We start from the raw sequence: 17,602 nt of genomic DNA on the forward strand, positions 1-17,602 counted from the left end.
CGGTTTATGTTGCAACGTCCTAGCGACGCTTCTCACCCACAATGCTTGAAGGCGTTCGCCATACCAACAACGCCCCCAGCAGGAATAGCCCCGATGCCGCCCACATAGCAATAGGCAGGCTAGTGCCATCGACGATACGTCCACCAAACATGGCCCCTAAACCAATCGACATATTAAAGGTAAAGGCCATCAGCGCGGTGGCTGCCTCGGTATTAGGTGCCGTACGTATAATCCAGGTTTGAATACTCACTGACACGCTGCCAAAAACAGCTCCCCATACCATTAGCAGCAGGACGCCGCTGATAGGCTGAACACCCAGCAGCGGGAAAACAGCCACCACTAACAGTAACAGGCTAGGAATGGCCAGCACCGCCCGATACGGGTGACGCCCAGCAAAGATACCTGCCGCGATATTACCCAAAATCCCTGCCGCCCCATATAGCAACAGCAAACTGCCAACATGGCGCTGAGCTACGCCACTAATCTCCTGCAGAATAGGGCTAATAAAGGTATAAGCAGCAAAGTGCCCAATAACGACAAAGCCGGTGGTTAACACCGCGACACGCACACCACGATTGCTAAACTGCTGCGCTAACATACGCAATCGTACCGGCTCTCTTGGCGGCAGTGGCGGTAGCCAACACCATAGTGCAATGGCGGTTAAAAGACTCAGCCCGCCTAGCGCGCCAAACGCCACCCGCCAGTTGCTCAGGTCCCCAAGCAGCGTACCTAACGGCACCCCCAATACTGACGCAGCGGCCACACCACCGAAAATAATCGTCATGGCCTTGGCAACCTGATCGCTGGGCACCAGCCTTGGGGCAATACTGCCCGCAATGGCCCAAAACCCGCCGATACTAATGCCCACCAACACACGGGCTGCCAGAAGTAACCCAAAGTTGCTGGCCACTGCTGAAAGCGCGCTGCCAATCACCATCACAATCATCATCACCGTGAGCATGACACGTCTATCTAAACGGCCTACCGCGACCGGCAACAGCGGCGCAGAGAAAGCAGCAACCACTCCCGGCACGGTCACCATAAGGCCCGCCATACCTGGCGTGACACCCATTGACGACGCCACCTGGGACAATAACCCTATAGGCAGCTGCTCAGCTGTCACCAATAAAAAAATACCGATCATCACGGCCACTACCGCCCACCAACGCGGCGCTTGCTCCTTCTCCATGTTCTCTTCTCTTTTCCTATACTGCCTATAAAACGACACCGCCCCCGCAACTGAAAGCTGCGGGGGCGGCCGTTACGTCTACATCGCTTTAGTTAGCGACGTCCGCCTCGGCAGCGGCAAAAGCTGCTTTCTCTTCCTCGGTGATCTCTTTGATTGAGAGTTTCACACGATTGCGGTTGTCGATATCCAATACTTTCACAATCACATCATCGCCTTCATTTAAGAAGTCGCGCACGTTGTTAACGCGCTCGGCAACAATTTGCGATATGTGAACCAAGCCGTCAGTACCCGGCATGATATTAACGAAAGCGCCAAAGTCCGCAATGCGAACTACTTTACCGTTATAAAGCTTACCAATTTCCGCCTCTGCGGTAATTGCCAGCACGGTATCAATGGCTTTTTTGGCTGCGGCTTTATCTTCGGCGTAGATGCGCACGGTGCCATCATCATCCAGATCAATAGAGGCGCCGGTATCTTCGCAAATTTTACGGATCGTCGCGCCGCCTTTACCAATCACATCACGGATCTTGTCCGGATCGATTTTAATCGTCGCCATGGACGGAGCATTTTCCGACACATCCGTACGACTTTGGCTGATCACGTCGTTCATCTGAGCGAGGATACTGAGGCGAGCATCATGGGCCTGCTGCAGCGCTTTCTCCATGATCTCTTCATTGATGCCTTCAATCTTAATGTCCATCTGCAGAGCAGTAACGCCCTCTTCAGAACCGGCAACTTTGAAGTCCATATCGCCCAGATGATCTTCGTCACCCAGGATATCGGTCAATACCGCATAGCCGTCTTCATCTTTCACCAAGCCCATGGCAATACCGGCCACCGGTGCTTTTAATGGTACACCAGCATCCATCAGCGCGAGCGAGGAGCCGCACACTGACGCCATGGAGCTAGAACCGTTAGATTCGGTGATTTCCGATACCACACGGATGGTATAGGGGAAAACGTCTTCTGACGGCAGCATTGCTTGAACGCCACGGCGTGCTAAACGGCCATGGCCGATTTCGCGACGCTTCGGGCCGCCCATAAAGCCGGCTTCACCAACACAGTAAGGAGGGAAGTTGTAGTGCAGCATAAAGCGGTCTTTACGCTCACCTTCCAGGGACTCGATCAGCTGCGAATCGCGCAGGGTGCCCAAGGTAGCAATGGCGATGGCCTGAGTTTCACCACGGGTAAATACTGCCGAACCGTGTGTCTTAGGCAGTACACCCACCTCAATCGCTAGAGGACGTACAGTGGCATTGTCGCGTCCATCAATACGGGGCTCGCCTTTCACGACACGAGAGCGTACAACGCGCTTTTCAAGGCCAGCAAACGCACCTTTCACGTCATCTTTGCTGAACTTACCTTCTACTTCTTCGCCTTCAGCAGCGGCCAACTGTGCAACCGCTTCATCTTTCAGCGCTGACAGCGCATCTTGGCGAGCCATTTTGTCAGTAATGCGATAAGCATCACCTACCTTGGCTTCAAAGGCATCGGCCATGGCCGTTTTCAGTGCTACATTTTCTTGGGCCGGCTGCCAATCCCAACGCGGTTTGCCAGCTTCAGCGACCAGCTCTTTAATCGCGCTAACGGCTACCTGCATTTCTTGGTGACCAAACAGCACGGCACCGAGCATTTCGTCTTCAAGCAGTTCCTGAGCTTCCGACTCCACCATCAATACCGCGTTTTCGGTACCGGCAACAACCATGTCCAGCTCTGAGGTAGTCAGCTCTTCAACGGTTGGGTTTAGGAAGTAGCCCTGCTCTTCATTAAAGCCCACACGTGCCGCGCCAATCGGGCCGTTGAACGGCACGCCAGCAATACCCAGCGCTGCCGAAGTGCCCAGTAGGGCTGCGATATCGGGGTCATGATTACGATCAGTCGACAGAACAGTACAGATAACCTGCACTTCGTTCATAAACCCTTTAGGAAATAGCGGACGGATCGGACGATCAATCAGACGCGAGGTAAGGGTTTCTTTCTCAGTAGGACGCCCTTCGCGCTTAAAGAAGCCGCCGGGGATCTTGCCCACTGCGTAGGTTTTCTCTTGGTAGTGTACCGAGAGTGGGAAGAAAGGCTGATTGGGGTTTGCTTCTTTTTTAGCCACAACCGTACACAGTACGACGGTTTCATCCATGGTCACCATAACGGCGCCAGTGGCTTGGCGAGCAATACGCCCAGTTTCTAGGGTGACGGTGCTACGACCGTATTGAAACGTTTTTTTTACCGGATTCACGGCGACTTCCTTTAACATTAATATCTACTTGTCTTTTCGCTTGGGTCGTTTTGACTCGCCACCATTCTAGGCGCTGTGGCGCCATACGGCTACCAGAAACAAAAAAACGGGCAGCCCACAAGGGGCTGCCCGTTTTTGATCGTTGCCGTTAACGCTTAACGACGCAGACCTAAACGCTGAATCAGAGACTGATAGCGTTCAAAATCTTTACGCTTCAGGTAATCCAACAGCTTACGACGCTGGTTTACCATGCGGATCAGACCACGACGAGAGTGGTGATCCTGCTTGTTGGTTTTGAAGTGGTCCTGCAGGCCATTAATGTTGGCGCTCAGCAGTGCAACCTGAACTTCAGGGGAACCGGTATCGTTATCGCCGCGGCCGTATTCGTTGACGATCTCGGCCTTCTTCTCAGCGGTTAATGCCATCTGTCTCTCCAGTAAGCAATATGCCTAAAATTGAATGGGTGAGACCACGCATATTTGCAGTCTCATGCAACTATCTTCACGTACAATTTTCGCGCAAATCGCTACGTCCTTGCAACGTTTTACGAGATAGCGACGGTACTTAACAGCCGCTTGGGAGCTACTTCCTGCGCCCCTTTTACAACGCCAAGGCCGATAAACGTCTCAGCGTAATAAAGTCTTGCCAGCGCCTCAGGCTCAAGCGCACCAATGGCTAAGCTAGCCGATTGGCCGTGTGCAAGACGCCCGTAAGCCGTTTCATCCACCGTCAGCGACGGCAAATGATCAACCAGCACATCCGCAGGCATTAGTTCAGCCTCGCGGGTGGCTTGGTCTGCCAGCGCCTCAAGGCCCTCCAGTGTCCACATTGCATCGCCAGTAAAGGGCCCCGTTTTGAGCCTTCTCAACTGGCTAATGTGGGCACCACAGCCCAGCGCATGACCAATATCTTCAGCCAAGGTGCGAATATACGTGCCTTTGCTGCAACTGACTTCAATCTCAAAGGCAGTGCCCTCGAAAGCAAGCAGCCGCGCATCATACACGCTTACTCGCCGCGCTGCACGCTCAACGTGCTTACCCTCACGAGCAAGCTCATACAGCTTTTTGCCTTGATGCTTCAGTGCCGAATACATCGGCGGCACTTGGTCAATCTCGCCGTGAAAGCGAGCTAGGACTGACTCGACATCCTCGGCCGTTAAGCGGGGGATCTCGCGCTGCTCAATGACCGTGCCTTCGGCATCACCGGTGTCTGTAATCACGCCCAGTTCTACACGGGTGCGATACATCTTGTCGGCTTCTAACAGGTGCGCGGAAAACTTAGTAGCTTCCCCAAGGCAAATAGGTAACAAGCCTGTTGCCATAGGGTCCAGCGTGCCGGTATGACCGGCTTTTTGCGCCTCAAACAGACGACGCACACGCTGCAGCGCATGATTGCTGGAAATGCCCTTAGGCTTATCCAGCAGCAATACGCCATTAACCGGCAATCCGCGACGGCGACGTGCCATTAGCGCGTCTCCTCACCATTGTCATTGTCGCTTCCCTCTTCATCATCCTGTTGACGTGCGCGGTCAGTTGAAACCGCTTCGTCGATCAGTGATGAGAGGTGCTGACCACGCACCACGCTTTCATCGTAATGAAAGCGCAGTTCAGGTACGTGACGCAGCTTAATACGTTTGGCAATTTGGCTTCTTAGAAAGCCTCCAGCGCGCTTTAGCACCTGCAGGTTTTCTTTGATACGCGCGGGATCTTGCTCACCCAATAAGGTGACATAGATATCGGCGTAGCCAAGATCACGGCTAACGGTCGCGCCGCTCACCGTGATCATGCCCAAACGCGGGTCTTTTACTTCGCGCTGGATCAGTACTGCCAGCTCCTTTTGGAGCTGGTCAGCGACTCGGTCGGTACGCTTAAATTCGCGCATGATTGCTCCTCGCGGCCTTACAGGCTGCGCTCGACCTTCACTTGGTCAAAGACTTCGATCTTATCGTTGACCTGAACATCGTTGTAGTTCTTCACGCCGATGCCGCATTCCATGCCATTACGCACTTCTTGAACGTCATCTTTGAAGCGGCGCAGCGACTCGAGCTCGCCTTCGTAAATCACAACGTTGTCACGCAGTACACGGATACGTTTGCTGCGCGATACGGTGCCTTCGACAACCATACAGCCAGCCACTGCACCAATTTTCGGTGCGCGGAACACATCGCGTACTTCGGCCACGCCCACGATCTCTTCTTTCCACTCGGGAGCAAGCATACCGCTCATCGCCTGCTTAACCTCATCGATCAGCTGGTAAATAACGCTGTAGTAGCGCAGATCCAGACCTTCACGTTCGATGATTTCACGAGCAGCCGCATCAGCACGGACGTTGAAGCCGACGACGATGGCCTCAGAAGCAAGCGCCAAGTTGGCATCGGTACCGGTGATACCGCCAACACCCGAGGAGACCACGGCAACTTCAACTTCACCGGTGGAGAGTTCTTCCAGGGCGCCTTTGATAGCTTCCAGCGAACCTTGAACGTCGGCTTTCAGAACGATGTTGACCTTGGCCACTTCGTCTTGGCCCATCTGGCTGAACATGTTCTCCAGCTTGGCCTTCTGCTGACGTGCCAGGCGCACTTCGCGGTATTTACCTTGACGGAAGTTAGCCACTTCACGGGCTTTCTTCTCATCGGCAACAACCATGAAGTCATCACCTGCATCCGGCGTGCCATCCAAACCTTGGATTTCGACCGGCATCGCAGGGCCAGCGGTATCCACTTGCTTGCCCAGCTCATTGGTAAGCGCACGAACGCGGCCGTAATGCAGACCAGCAAGAACGATATCGCCTTTCTTCAGCGTGCCGTTTTGTACCAGAACAGTGGCTACCGGACCGCGACCTTTATCAAGGCGCGATTCAACCACAACGCCTTTACCAGGTGCGGAAGGTACAGCCGTCAATTCAAGTACTTCTGACACAAGCTGAATGGCTTCCAACAGCTCTTCGATGCCCTCGCCAGTCTTCGCAGAAACGTGCACAAACTGGGTGTCACCACCCCATTCCTCTGAAATCACGCCATGCTGCGAGAGTTCATTACGAATGCGGTCCAGATCGATGCCCTGCTTGTCGATCTTGTTCACCGCCACCACCATGGGTACTTCAGCAGCTTTGGAGTGTTCGATCGCTTCAATCGTCTGGGGCATTACGCCGTCGTCAGCAGCAACAACCAGGATAACGACGTCAGTCGCTTTAGCACCACGGGCACGCATTGCGGTAAACGCCGCGTGGCCAGGGGTATCCAGGAAGGTAACGCCGCCGTGGTTGTCTTCCACGTGGTAAGCACCGATGTGCTGGGTAATACCGCCCGCTTCGCCAGTGGCGACTTTCGCGCGACGGATATAATCCAACAGCGATGTTTTACCGTGGTCAACGTGGCCCATAACAGTGACCACCGGTGAACGAGTGATCTCTTCGCCTTCGTAGGAGATGCCTTCCAGCATTTCCGTTTCCAGCGCATCGTCTTTCACCAGTTTGACCTTGTGGCCCATCTCTTCCACAACGATAGCCGCAGTATCCTGGTCAATCGTTTGGTTGATGGTCACGGCCGCGCCCATGTTGAACATGGCCTTGATCACTTCATTGGCCTTGATCGACATTTTGTCGGCCAACTCAGCAACGCTGATTGACTCAGGAATCGAGACTTCACGAACGATCGGCTGAGTCGGCTTTTGGAAAGCATGCTTGCCGTTGCCACTCTGGCTGGCACCACCACGACGACCGCCGCGACGCTCGGCACGTTTGACTTTCTTACCGCCACCACCGCGCTTACGCTCTTCGCGGTCGCCACGATCCTCATCGTCACTACGGCCTTTTTTCTTAGCCGCTGCCTTTTTAGGCGGTGCTGTACGACGATCCGTGCGGCCTTCTTTCGGCGGCGCGGGCGGCAAATCATCAGGTGCCGGGGTATCGTCGATTTGCAGCTCAGGCACAGCGATATCGGGCACTTCAGCCGCTTTTGCCTTGGCTTTCTCTTCCTCGGCTTTACGTGCAGCCTCTTCCGCTGCTTTCGCTTTAGCCGCTGCCGCCTTCTCTTCAGCTTCGCGGATATCGCGAGCTTTACGCTCGGCTTCCGCTTCTGCCATATCACCTACCAGTTGACGCGGGCCAGAATGCTTAGGCTCAGGCGCCTTCGGCTTATCGTCTTCGGCGCTCTTAACGTACGTTTTCTTCTTACGCACCTGCACTTCGATCGTTTTGCCACGCTCGCCCGTTTTAATACGGCTACGGGTTTTACGCGTCAACGTAATGCGGTTTTTGCTAGCATCGCTGTCACCGCCGCCATGGCTTTTTTTCAAAAAGCTTAGCAGCGTTTGCTTATCGTCTTCAGACACGGCGTCGCTTTCTGACGCATGTTTTAAACCAGCTTCTTTCATCTGTTCCAATAGGCGGGGCACATCACGGCCCACCTTTACTGCAAAATCTTTAACTGTCATATCCGACATAGTGACCCTCCTCAGCCCGTGACCTTTTACTGTGTGTTCGAATCCGATACGCCATCGTCTTCAAACCAGGGCGCACGGGCAGTCATGATCAGTGCCGCTGCGCGCGCTTCGTCCAACTCCTCGATATCGACCAGATCGTCGACAGACTGCTCGGCGAGATCTTCCATGGTGACGATGCCTCGGCTAGCCAGAATGAAGGCCAGGTGGCGCTCCATGCCGTCCATGTCCAGCAGATCGTCTGCTGGTTGGGCACCGTCTAGCGCTTCCTCCGAGGCAATGGCCATCGTCAGCAGCTCGTCTTTCGCTCGTGCGCGCAGCTCTTCCACCAAATCTTCATCGAACTCTTCGATTTCGAGCATCTCTTCAAGCGGCACGTAGGCAACTTCTTCCAGGGTGGTGAACCCTTCTTCTACTAATAGGCGGGCAACGTCTTCGTCCACTTCCAGATGCTGAACAAAGGAATCCACCAGGCTATCAATTTCCTGCTCACGTTTTGACTCAGCTTCATCTTCGGTCATCACGTTAATACGCCAGCCGGTTAGCTCAGAAGCTAAGCGCACGTTCTGGCCGCTACGACCAATGGCCTGCGCCAGATTGTCTTGAGCAACGGCAACGTCCATGGCGTGAGCATCTTCGTCAACCAGGATAGACGCCACATCGGCAGGTGCCATGGCATTTATCACCAACTGCGCTGGGTTGTCGTCCCACAGCACAATATCGACACGCTCATTTTGCAGCTCTGACGACACTGCCTGTACGCGAGAACCACGCATACCAACACACGCCCCAACAGGATCGATGCGGCGGTCGTTAGTTTTAACGGCGATTTTGGCCCGCGAGCCAGGGTCGCGCGCCGCACCCTTGATTTCAATCAGCTGTTCAGCAATTTCCGGTACTTCAATTTTAAACAGCTCAATGATGAATTCAGGACAGGTACGTGACAGCTGTAGCTGTGCACCACGCGCCTCTGGATCAACTTTCACTAGCAAGGCGCGTACCCGCTCATTCATGCGGTAGCGCTCACCGTGAATCATTTCGTTACGCGGCAAGAACGCCTCAGCGTTTTCACCCAGGTCGATAATCAATCCGTCACGCGTGGTTTTCTTGACGATACCTGCCACTAACTCGCCTTCGCGGTCAGCGTACTGACGAACCACTTCAGCGCGTTCGGCTTCACGTACCTTTTGCACGATAACCTGCTTTGCAGTTTGCGCAGCGATACGGCCAAACACGGCATTTTCAATCTTTTTCTCAACCACATCGCCTAGTTTCAGCGGCGGATCACGCTGCTCGGCGATGGTTTCTTTAATTTCATAATCAGGTGTTTCAAATTCGTCATCTTCGACAACGGTCCAGTAGCGGAACGTATCGTAGTCGCCCGTGCGGCGGTCGATATGAACGCGCACATTGGCTTCTTCCTGATCAAAACGCTTGCGTGACGCGCTAGCTAGCGCGGCCTCAACCGCTTCAAAAATAACATCGCGGGGGACGCCTTTTTCGTTTGAGATCGCGTCCACGACCATTAAAATTTCTTTACTCATGCGTTTGCCTCGCCAGAAAACCTGTCCTTTTGTGCATCATCCCGGCAGCCTGCCGGAAGCCGCCACCCGTTTATTCGTCGAATTGCGGGACGACGTGCGCAGAATCGATGCTTTCGATTGGAAAACAGTACTCTTCGCCATCCAGCTGTAGCAGTACCTCATCGCCTTCGACACCAGCGAGAAGGCCTTGATATTTACGCCGTCCATCAAAAGCCACGCGCAATTTGAGCGCAACGTGGTGGCCTTGATAACGAATAAATTGATCCAGGGTATATAAGGGACGTGCCATACCAGGCGACGAGACTTCCAAGCGGTATTCGCCAGGAATGGGATCTTCCACATCCATAACGGCACTGACTTGGCGACTAATATCAGCGCAGTCTTCCACGCTGACGCCACTTTCGCGTTCGATATAAATTACCAGCCGCGAATGCTTGCCCTGGGAAAGATGGTCGATACCCCATAGCTCAAAACCCATGGCGGCTACGACAGGTTCGATCAGCGCGTGAAGCGCAGCGTGTTTTGTGGCCACAGACAAAGCTCCTATAGCCGTTGCATCAGGCACCTGGCCAGGAGTTGAATGAGAAGCTAGGTGGCTGATTGGCGTTACCCGGAAATGTGTCTCTGGCAATTCGGAAGACATCCGCTCTGGAGACACTCTTGGCTCTCGAAAAGCTACTAACAAAAAGCCCCTTCACAGGAAGGGGCTTTTCGAAAGAAACCTGTAATACCACCTAATAACATGACTTGGCTTTCGCCCTTGCCCAACCAACATCAAGATTAGCTAACATCAAGACTTTTCAGGCGATTAACATGTTACTAGTAAATGGTAGCGGGGACCGGATTTGAACCGATGACCTTCGGGTTATGAGCCCGACGAGCTACCAGACTGCTCCACCCCGCATCAATCTAGGTCGACGATAATAGACACTTGAACCACTTTCGTCAACCTTTCTTTTCAAGTGCATTTTTCGTCTTAGGTGCCAATCCCTACTTTTTGACAATAGCTCTTTAATGAAGCTTATTTGACAAAACAACTCTGGGAAGCTGGCGAGCCAGCAAAACAGATGGTGCCGAAGGCGGGACTTGAACCCGCACGACCATACGGTCACTACCCCCTCAAGATAGCGTGTCTACCAATTCCACCACTTCGGCAACAGGGGAGGCTAAAAAAAGCAGTATCAATATGTTACTCGCTGCTTTCCTCTAGCACTGGCGCGGTATTATCCATACTTGCAGGGCCATCGTCAAGCGTTGGAATATTGCGCTGCTGCTCAATTAGCCGAGAGTCGGGAATACCCGCTTCGGGCGCTTGTCCTGCCTGGGTCGCAAAATAAGCCAATGCCATTGAGGTAACAAAAAAGCCGGCGGCTAAAAGTCCCGTTGCGCGAGACAAAAAGTTACCGCTACCCCGCGAACCAAACACAGTTTGCGATGCCCCTCCACCAAAGGCGGCACCCGCTTCGGCACCTTTACCCTGCTGAAGCAGGATGAGCACAACCAAGGCGATCGCAATCACCACGTGAACCATAAGAATTGCAACTTGCATGGGATTATCCTGCTGACTGACAAATGGCGTAGAAATCGTCGGTTTTGAGCGAAGCACCACCCACTAAACCGCCGTCGATATCCGGCTGAGCAAGCAACTCAGCCGCATTGTTTGCATTCATGCTGCCGCCGTAAAGCAACTTAAGCTGCTCGGCTAGCGTTTTATCAAACCCGGCCTGATAGGTACGAATACCGGCCATTACTTCCTGAGCCTGCTCAGGCGTTGCTGTACGGCCTGTCCCAATTGCCCATACGGGCTCATAGGCAATAACAACCTTAAGCCGCTGTGCTGGCTCTAAACGCGCCATTGCATAGCCAACTTGCCGCAATACAACATCCATCGTGCTACCGGAATCGCGCTCTTCTAGAGTTTCACCCACACAAAGAATCGGCGTGATGCCGACATCAAGCGCGGCTACCAAGCGGTCAAATACCTGCTCATCACCTTCTTTGTATAGCTGGCGACGCTCAGAGTGACCAACCAGCACATAGGCCACATCAAACTCTTTAAGCATACGCCCGCTAATCTCACCCGTATGCGCACCTGAGTGCTGAGGATTGAGCGTCTGCGCCCCTAGCTGTAACGGCGTATTTTGGAAAGCACTTCGTGCAGCTTCCAAATAAGGAAACGGCGGAATAACTACAACGTCGATATCATTAGGCAGCTTGGACGCGGCGAAGGCGTCTCCGAACGCTTGAATCAACGCCGTGGAGCCGTTCATTTTCCAGTTACCGGCAATTAATGGCGTACGCATCGATTATCCTCACTCAAGGTGGAGCGAAATGGTATAGGAGCGGCCTTGTCAAGACAACCGCTGTTATACAGGTTAGTTAGTTGGGGGCGTGGCAAGCATACTCGCCTATCAAACACTTTTACCAAGCTAGCTGAGCAACGCCTGGACCTGATCGGCAAGTTTATGCGCCAGACGGTCAACATCCAGGTGAGCCCGCCCTTCCACCATCACTCGGATTAGCGGCTCAGTACCCGACGGGCGTAGCAACACTCGGCCCTGGTCACCTAGCTCAGCTTCAAGGGCAGCCACCGCTTCGAGTAGCGGCTTTGCCGTCATGACATCTTTTGCGTTGGTACCCCCAGGCAGCCTGACGTTAACCAGCGACTGGGGCACCTTTTCCAACCCCGTCAAGAGAGACAGCAGCGGCTTCTGCTCTCGCACCATCAACGCCAACACTTGCAACGCTGAAACAATCCCATCGCCCGTCGTTTGAGCATGGCCACATACAATATGACCTGATGACTCGCCTCCCAGCTCCCAGCCGTTGGCAGCCATCATCTCCATGACAAAGCGATCACCCACTTTCGCGCGCTGAAAGGGAATCCCCAGCCGCTCCAGCGCCATGGCAAGCCCGAAGTTGCTCATCAGAGTGCCCACCACGCCACCTTCAAGCAGTCCCCGCTCATGACGATCTCGGGCAATCAGGTAAAGAATATCGTCGCCATCCACCTCACGGCCATCGGCATCTACCAACAGCACTCGATCTCCATCACCATCAAAGGCAATGCCTAAATCAGCACCTTGCTGAATCACCGCTGCACGCAGCGCTGCGGGATGGGTAGACCCCACTTGATGGTTAATATTCACCCCATCAGGAGAAGAACCAATTACGCTAACATCAGCGCCTAGCTCACGAAATACGTTTGGCGCAATGTGGTAGGTAGCCCCATGAGCACAATCCAATACCACTTTTAGACCGTGCAGGCTGAGACGATCAGGTAACGTCGATTTGCAGAATTCGATATAGCGCCCGGCAGCATCGTCAATGCGCGTCGCTTTACCCAACTGAGCCGCGCTCGCCGTTGTCAGAGGCGCATCAAGCATCGTCTCAATGCGATCTTCAATCTCATCGGGTAGCTTTTTACCCTCGGCAGAGAAAAACTTAATGCCGTTATCATCAAACGGGTTATGCGACGCGGAAATCACTATCCCAGCGTCGGCGCGAAAGGTACGCGTTAGATAGGCGATTCCCGGTGTAGGCATTGGCCCCAGCAACGAAACATCGACACCTGCGGCAGATAGCCCCGCTTCCAAGGCTGACTCAAACATATAGCCAGAGATGCGCGTATCTTTACCAATTAACACACGCGTGCGGCCTTTTTCACGGCGCAATACCTGACCCACCGCCCACCCCAGCTTGAGCATAAAATCGGCAGTAATAGGCGCTTGCCCAACCGTACCGCGAATCCCATCGGTACCAAAATAACGTCGCGTCATGGCGCCATCTCCTTATTTAACGGCGGCTCGCAGCCTTCCTGAAGCACCGCCCATGCCATATCCACGGCATCTACCGTGGGCCCGACATCATGCACGCGCAAAATATTGGCGCCCCGTTCAACCGCCATGGCTGCTAGCGCAAGACTTCCGGCCAAGCGCTCCTCCACCGGGCGACCCAACACTTTACCAATCATGCTTTTCCGCGACATCCCCACTAACAGCGGCAACTCCAGCGCCTGAAGTTCATCCATATACTTCAGCAAGCGCAGGTTATGTTCAATGGTTTTGCCAAAACCAAAACCAGGATCTACCAACAGACGGCTACGGCGAATTCCAGCGGCTTCACACGCCGCTACCCGCTCAGCAAGATAGTCGGCAACCACTCGCTCAACTGGCTGACCATAATAGGGCGACTGCTGCATATCCTGGGGCTCACCCTGGCGATGCATTAAACACACAGGCAGGCCAGTGCTTGCCGCAGCGCCCAGCGCACCCTCGCGCTCTAGCGCTCGCACATCGTTAATCATACCAGCGCCAAGCGCGCTTACTTCTCGCATAACAGCAGGGCTACTGGTATCGACTGACACCAGCGCATCTAGCTCGTGCACTAACGCTTCAACCACAGGCGCCACACGGTCTAACTCTTCCTGCTCTGATACAGGGCTAGCCCCCGGCCTTGTCGACTCCCCGCCCACGTCAATCATCGCGGCCCCTTCCGCCAACATTTGTTCAGCGTGGCGCAACGCGCTATCTAGACCAATGTGTTGCCCGCCATCAGAGAAGGAGTCCGGCGTAACATTCAGAATACCCATTACCCGTGGAAACGAAAGATCTAATGAATGGCGCCCACAGCGCAGGTGATATGCGCTATCCGCTGCCCGTGAAGGCGATGAAGAGTCAACTATCGGTTTCATGCTGCGGCCTACTAAAAGAAAAAACGTGTTTGCAATGGCTTCACAGCATAACAAAAAGGCGCCCCGTTATGGGGCGCCTTTGCTAACATCTCTAACACTCGCACACGTTAAGGACCTGCGGGACCGCCTAACGGGTCAGAAGGACGACGGCGTGGCTGGTCATCATCCTCTTCGCCATCGTCGCCAGATGCATCAGAAGGCGTACCGTCAGCCTTTTCCTCCGCCTTCTCGTCACCAACACGCGTGCCGCCGCCAGATGAATCACCATCGTTCCAGCCTTCTGGCGGACGCGGATCGCGCCCCTCCATAATATCTTTCAGCTGATCAGCATCGATGGTTTCGTACTTCATCAGCGCTTCGGCCATCGCATCTAGCTTGTCGCGATTATCTTCCAGAATCTGGCGTGCCTGCTCGTAACACTCGTCGATAATCTTGCGCACTTCTTTATCGAGACGAGACGTCGTTTCGCCAGATTTTAGCTTACCGCCACCCTGACCAGGGCCACCAAGGAACTGGTGGGACTCATCCTCGTCGTACATGATCGGGCCCATCTCATTCGATAGCCCCCATTTAGCGACCATGTTATGGGCCAGCTCGGTGGCGCGCTTGATATCGTTTGAAGCACCCGTTGTCACACCGTTAGCACCCAGCGTCATCTCTTCGGCAATACGCCCACCAAACAGCGAGCAAATCTGACTGAGAATTTGCTGGCGAGACAGGCTGTAACGATCTTCTTCCGGCAAGAACATGGTGACGCCTAGCGCACGGCCACGCGGGATGATCGTCACTTTGTAAACAGGATCATGCTCCGGCGCAACAAGGCCAATAATGGCATGACCTGATTCGTGATACGCCGTGTTGAGCTTCTCTTTATCGGTCATAACCATCGATTTGCGCTCAGCGCCCATCATGATCTTGTCTTTAGCAAGCTCCAGCTCTTCCATGGCAACCAAGCGCTTGTTACGACGGGCGGCAAACAGCGCTGCCTCGTTGACCAAGTTCGCAAGATCCGCACCAGAGAAGCCTGGCGTACCGCGCGCAATCAGCTGCGGCTTAACATCATCCGCCAGCGGCACTTTACGCAGGTGAACGCCCAGAATGTGTTCACGGCCACGAATATCCGGCAGCCCAACCGTTACTTGACGGTCGAAACGCCCCGGACGCAGCAGCGCAGGATCAAGCACGTCAGGGCGGTTAGTGGCCGCAATGACGATGACCCCTTCATTAGCTTCGAAGCCATCCATCTCTACCAGTAACTGGTTGAGTGTCTGCTCACGCTCATCATTGCCGCCACCCATGCCAGCACCGCGTGAACGGCCAACCGCATCGATTTCATCAATAAAGATAATGCAAGGCGCTTGTTTCTTGGCTTGCTCAAACATGTCACGAACGCGTGAAGCACCAACGCCCACAAACATTTCAACAAAGTCTGAACCAGAGATAGAGAAAAACGGTACTTTGGCTTCGCCCGCAATGGACTTGGCCAGCAGCGTTTTACCTGTTCCTGGCGGACCTACCATCAATACACCGCGCGGGATTGTGCCACCCAAACGCTGGAATTTAGTAGGATCACGCAAGAAGTCTACAAGCTCTTCAACTTCTTCTTTCGCCTCGTCGCAGCCTGCAACATCGGCAAATGTGGTCTTGATCTGATCTTGGGAAAGCAGTTTGGCTTTCGACTTACCAAAGCTCATGGGACCGCCTTTACCGCCACCGGCTCCACCTTGCATTTGGCGCATAAAGAACATAAAGATGGCCAGAATAAGCAGAATCGGGAAGCTCGCAATCAGCAAGCGCGTCCAGATGCTTTGTTGTTCCGGCTCTTTACCGACAACGGTCACGTTATTGCTTAGCAGATCATCCATCAGCTTAGGATCTTCCGCCGACGGGCGGATGGTCTGGAACTGAGAACCGTCCGTACGCTCACCAATGATGGTATAGCCATCAATCGTGACACTACGTACCTGCTGATTTTGCACCTGCTGCACAAACTGAGAGTAGTTGGTGGTTTGCGGTGCGCTTTCCGTACTGAAATTGTTGAACACTGTCAGTAGAACGGCCGCGATGACCAACCACAGAATCAGGTTCTTCGCCATATCGTTCAAGGGGCTACCCTCATTACAAGAATCCGTCAGTTAACCGTCAATACTCAGACCTTACACTAGAGCTTAACGTTCAACCATTGCCAAAGCACATTTTGCTTTGGGCCATCTGTGTCACGCTCGTCCAATGTGCATAATGTGACACAATTTACGCCTGCCTGTCTGGCAATCGTGGTGATAAATCTTTGCTATTACCCGCCAGTATCTACACGCTCGCACTCACTGACGAGTACAGGGCCACGTCTCGCTAGCCTCGAAATCCTTCCGCTAAAAAATAGACTTCCCGCGAGCGCGCCCTCGAAGCATCCGGCTTGCGAGTCACAACACGATCAAAGCTACTTCGGAGCTCTTTCAAATAGGTATCAAATCCTTCGCCTTGAAATACCTTAGCCAGAAAACGCCCGCCAGGCGGTAGCGTTTCTCGCGCAAGTTCCAAAGCGAGTTCAACAAGGTACATTGCCTGTGGCTGATCAATAGCCGCCATACCACTCATATTGGGGGCCATATCGGACATCACAAGGTCTACCTGACGATTTCCTAAACGTTCAAGAATCGCGTTAAGCACGCTCTCTTCAGTAAAATCGCCCTGGATAAAGTCAACGCCGGCGAGGGCATCCATCTCTAATATGTCTGACGCTATCACGACACCGTCAGGCCCCACCTTTTCTGCGGCAATTTGACTCCACCCCCCTGGGGCAGCGCCTAGATCAATTACCGTCATGCCTGGGCGAAACAGCTTATCCTTTTCATCAAGCTCAAGCAGTTTATAGCTTGCACGGGAGCGATAGCCATCTTGCCAGCGTTGTTTCACATACTGATCGTCGAAATGTTCTTTCTTCCAGTTGTTGCTGGTCTTGCTCACTGAATGTTTACGGCTTGGGGGCTTTTGCTGCATGTGGGAATCTAACACTGGAATAAGAGATGGGCGCATTCACGCGATTGCTTTCACTTAACGGCATTTCACCGTAAGATGGAGCGTTAAGCGCTAACCGGGATACCGCAAGATACCATGAGCTTGTCACAGGCACAAAAGAAAGCATTTCGTAGCATTGGCCATCACCTTAATCCAGTGGTCACCGTTTCTGAGAACGGCGTCTCCGAAAATTTGCTCGCAGAACTCAGCCGCGCGCTCAACGATCACGAGCTCATCAAAGTGAAGCTCGCTATTCCCGAGCGGGAAGACCGCGTCGCGGCGCTCAATGAGCTAGTCGCCGACAGTAACGCCGAGCTAGTACAAACCATTGGCAAAATGGCGCTGCTCTATCGCCACAACCCAAAGGTAAACCCCAAGCTTTCCAACATCACGCGTTTTGAAAACCACCACGGACGGCATTAACCCACACGTGACTCGTTAAACAACGCATGAACGCATGATACTAAAAGGCCCGCGACGTCACCGTCA

General features: G+C 53.7%; 15 protein-coding genes and 2 tRNA genes. 1 reads left to right on the forward strand and 16 read right to left on the reverse strand.

Features of this window, described 5'->3' with window-relative positions; all coding sequences use genetic code 11:
• Positions 1-19: 19 nt before the first annotated feature.
• The 16 genes from INT19_RS10055 to rlmE all read right to left on the reverse strand — a co-directional run bounded on the left by INT19_RS10055 (position 20) and on the right by rlmE (position 17,095).
• A complete protein-coding gene (locus INT19_RS10055) occupies positions 20-1,189 on the reverse strand; it encodes an MFS transporter (protein WP_193060635.1) in 1,170 nt (389 codons plus the stop codon).
• A gap of 88 nt (positions 1,190-1,277) precedes the next feature.
• Positions 1,278-3,440 carry a polyribonucleotide nucleotidyltransferase gene (pnp, locus tag INT19_RS10060; RefSeq protein WP_083000730.1) on the reverse strand — a complete coding sequence of 721 codons (2,163 nt, stop codon included), beginning with the start codon at positions 3,438-3,440 and terminating at the stop codon, positions 1,278-1,280.
• Between the two features lie 137 nt (positions 3,441-3,577).
• Entirely contained in the window at positions 3,578-3,847 is a 270-nt protein-coding gene (gene rpsO / locus INT19_RS10065) for a 30S ribosomal protein S15 (RefSeq protein ID WP_009723734.1), read from the reverse strand.
• A 119-nt stretch (positions 3,848-3,966) separates the two neighbouring features.
• Positions 3,967-4,887 carry a tRNA pseudouridine(55) synthase TruB gene (truB, locus tag INT19_RS10070; RefSeq protein WP_089039915.1) on the reverse strand — a complete coding sequence of 307 codons (921 nt, stop codon included), beginning with the start codon at positions 4,885-4,887 and terminating at the stop codon, positions 3,967-3,969.
• Positions 4,887-5,303: a 30S ribosome-binding factor RbfA gene (gene rbfA / locus INT19_RS10075; RefSeq protein ID WP_038480714.1), complete on the reverse strand. Its 417-nt coding sequence runs from the start codon at positions 5,301-5,303 to the stop codon at positions 4,887-4,889. The genes truB and rbfA overlap by 1 nt, the downstream gene beginning before the upstream one ends.
• Before the next feature lie 17 nt (positions 5,304-5,320).
• The gene (gene infB / locus INT19_RS10080) at positions 5,321-7,864 is read right to left on the reverse strand and encodes a translation initiation factor IF-2 (RefSeq protein WP_193060636.1); all 2,544 of its coding nucleotides are present in this window, start codon (positions 7,862-7,864) and stop codon (positions 5,321-5,323) included.
• A gap of 26 nt (positions 7,865-7,890) precedes the next feature.
• Positions 7,891-9,405 (reverse strand): transcription termination factor NusA, encoded by a 1,515-nt coding sequence (gene nusA, locus INT19_RS10085; protein WP_009723738.1) that lies wholly within the window; start codon positions 9,403-9,405, stop codon positions 7,891-7,893.
• Between the two features lie 70 nt (positions 9,406-9,475).
• Positions 9,476-9,937, reverse strand: coding sequence for a ribosome maturation factor RimP (gene rimP / locus INT19_RS10090; protein WP_030074116.1), 462 nt, complete (start codon positions 9,935-9,937; stop codon positions 9,476-9,478).
• 295 nt (positions 9,938-10,232) lie between these two features.
• A tRNA-Met gene (locus INT19_RS10095) sits at positions 10,233-10,309 on the reverse strand.
• A gap of 164 nt (positions 10,310-10,473) precedes the next feature.
• Positions 10,474-10,560: transfer RNA gene (locus INT19_RS10100), tRNA-Leu, on the reverse strand.
• A gap of 34 nt (positions 10,561-10,594) precedes the next feature.
• Positions 10,595-10,954, reverse strand: a complete 360-nt coding sequence (secG, locus tag INT19_RS10105; RefSeq protein WP_009723741.1) for a preprotein translocase subunit SecG — start codon at positions 10,952-10,954, stop codon at positions 10,595-10,597.
• Positions 10,955-10,958: 4 nt separating this feature from the next.
• Entirely contained in the window at positions 10,959-11,708 is a 750-nt protein-coding gene (tpiA, locus tag INT19_RS10110) for a triose-phosphate isomerase (protein ID WP_193060637.1), read from the reverse strand.
• 126 nt (positions 11,709-11,834) lie between these two features.
• On the reverse strand, positions 11,835-13,184 hold the full coding sequence (gene glmM, locus INT19_RS10115; RefSeq protein WP_193060638.1) for a phosphoglucosamine mutase: 1,350 nt from the start codon (positions 13,182-13,184) through the stop codon (positions 11,835-11,837).
• Positions 13,181-14,098, reverse strand: coding sequence for a dihydropteroate synthase (folP, locus tag INT19_RS10120; RefSeq protein ID WP_193060639.1), 918 nt, complete (start codon positions 14,096-14,098; stop codon positions 13,181-13,183). The genes glmM and folP overlap by 4 nt, the downstream gene beginning before the upstream one ends.
• A 107-nt stretch (positions 14,099-14,205) precedes the next feature.
• A complete protein-coding gene (gene ftsH, locus INT19_RS10125) occupies positions 14,206-16,203 on the reverse strand; it encodes an ATP-dependent zinc metalloprotease FtsH (RefSeq protein ID WP_089039919.1) in 1,998 nt (665 codons plus the stop codon).
• A 244-nt stretch (positions 16,204-16,447) separates the two neighbouring features.
• Positions 16,448-17,095 (reverse strand): 23S rRNA (uridine(2552)-2'-O)-methyltransferase RlmE, encoded by a 648-nt coding sequence (gene rlmE, locus INT19_RS10130; protein WP_083000710.1) that lies wholly within the window; start codon positions 17,093-17,095, stop codon positions 16,448-16,450.
• Positions 17,096-17,209: 114 nt separating this feature from the next.
• Here rlmE and yhbY point away from each other — a divergent pair, with 114 nt between their 5' ends.
• Positions 17,210-17,536 (forward strand): ribosome assembly RNA-binding protein YhbY, encoded by a 327-nt coding sequence (gene yhbY / locus INT19_RS10135; protein ID WP_089039920.1) that lies wholly within the window; start codon positions 17,210-17,212, stop codon positions 17,534-17,536.
• The last annotated feature ends 66 nt before the right edge of the window (positions 17,537-17,602 follow it).

The sequence above is a fragment of the Halomonas sp. 3A7M genome (assembly GCF_014897875.1).
GTDB lineage: Bacteria > Pseudomonadota > Gammaproteobacteria > Pseudomonadales > Halomonadaceae > Vreelandella.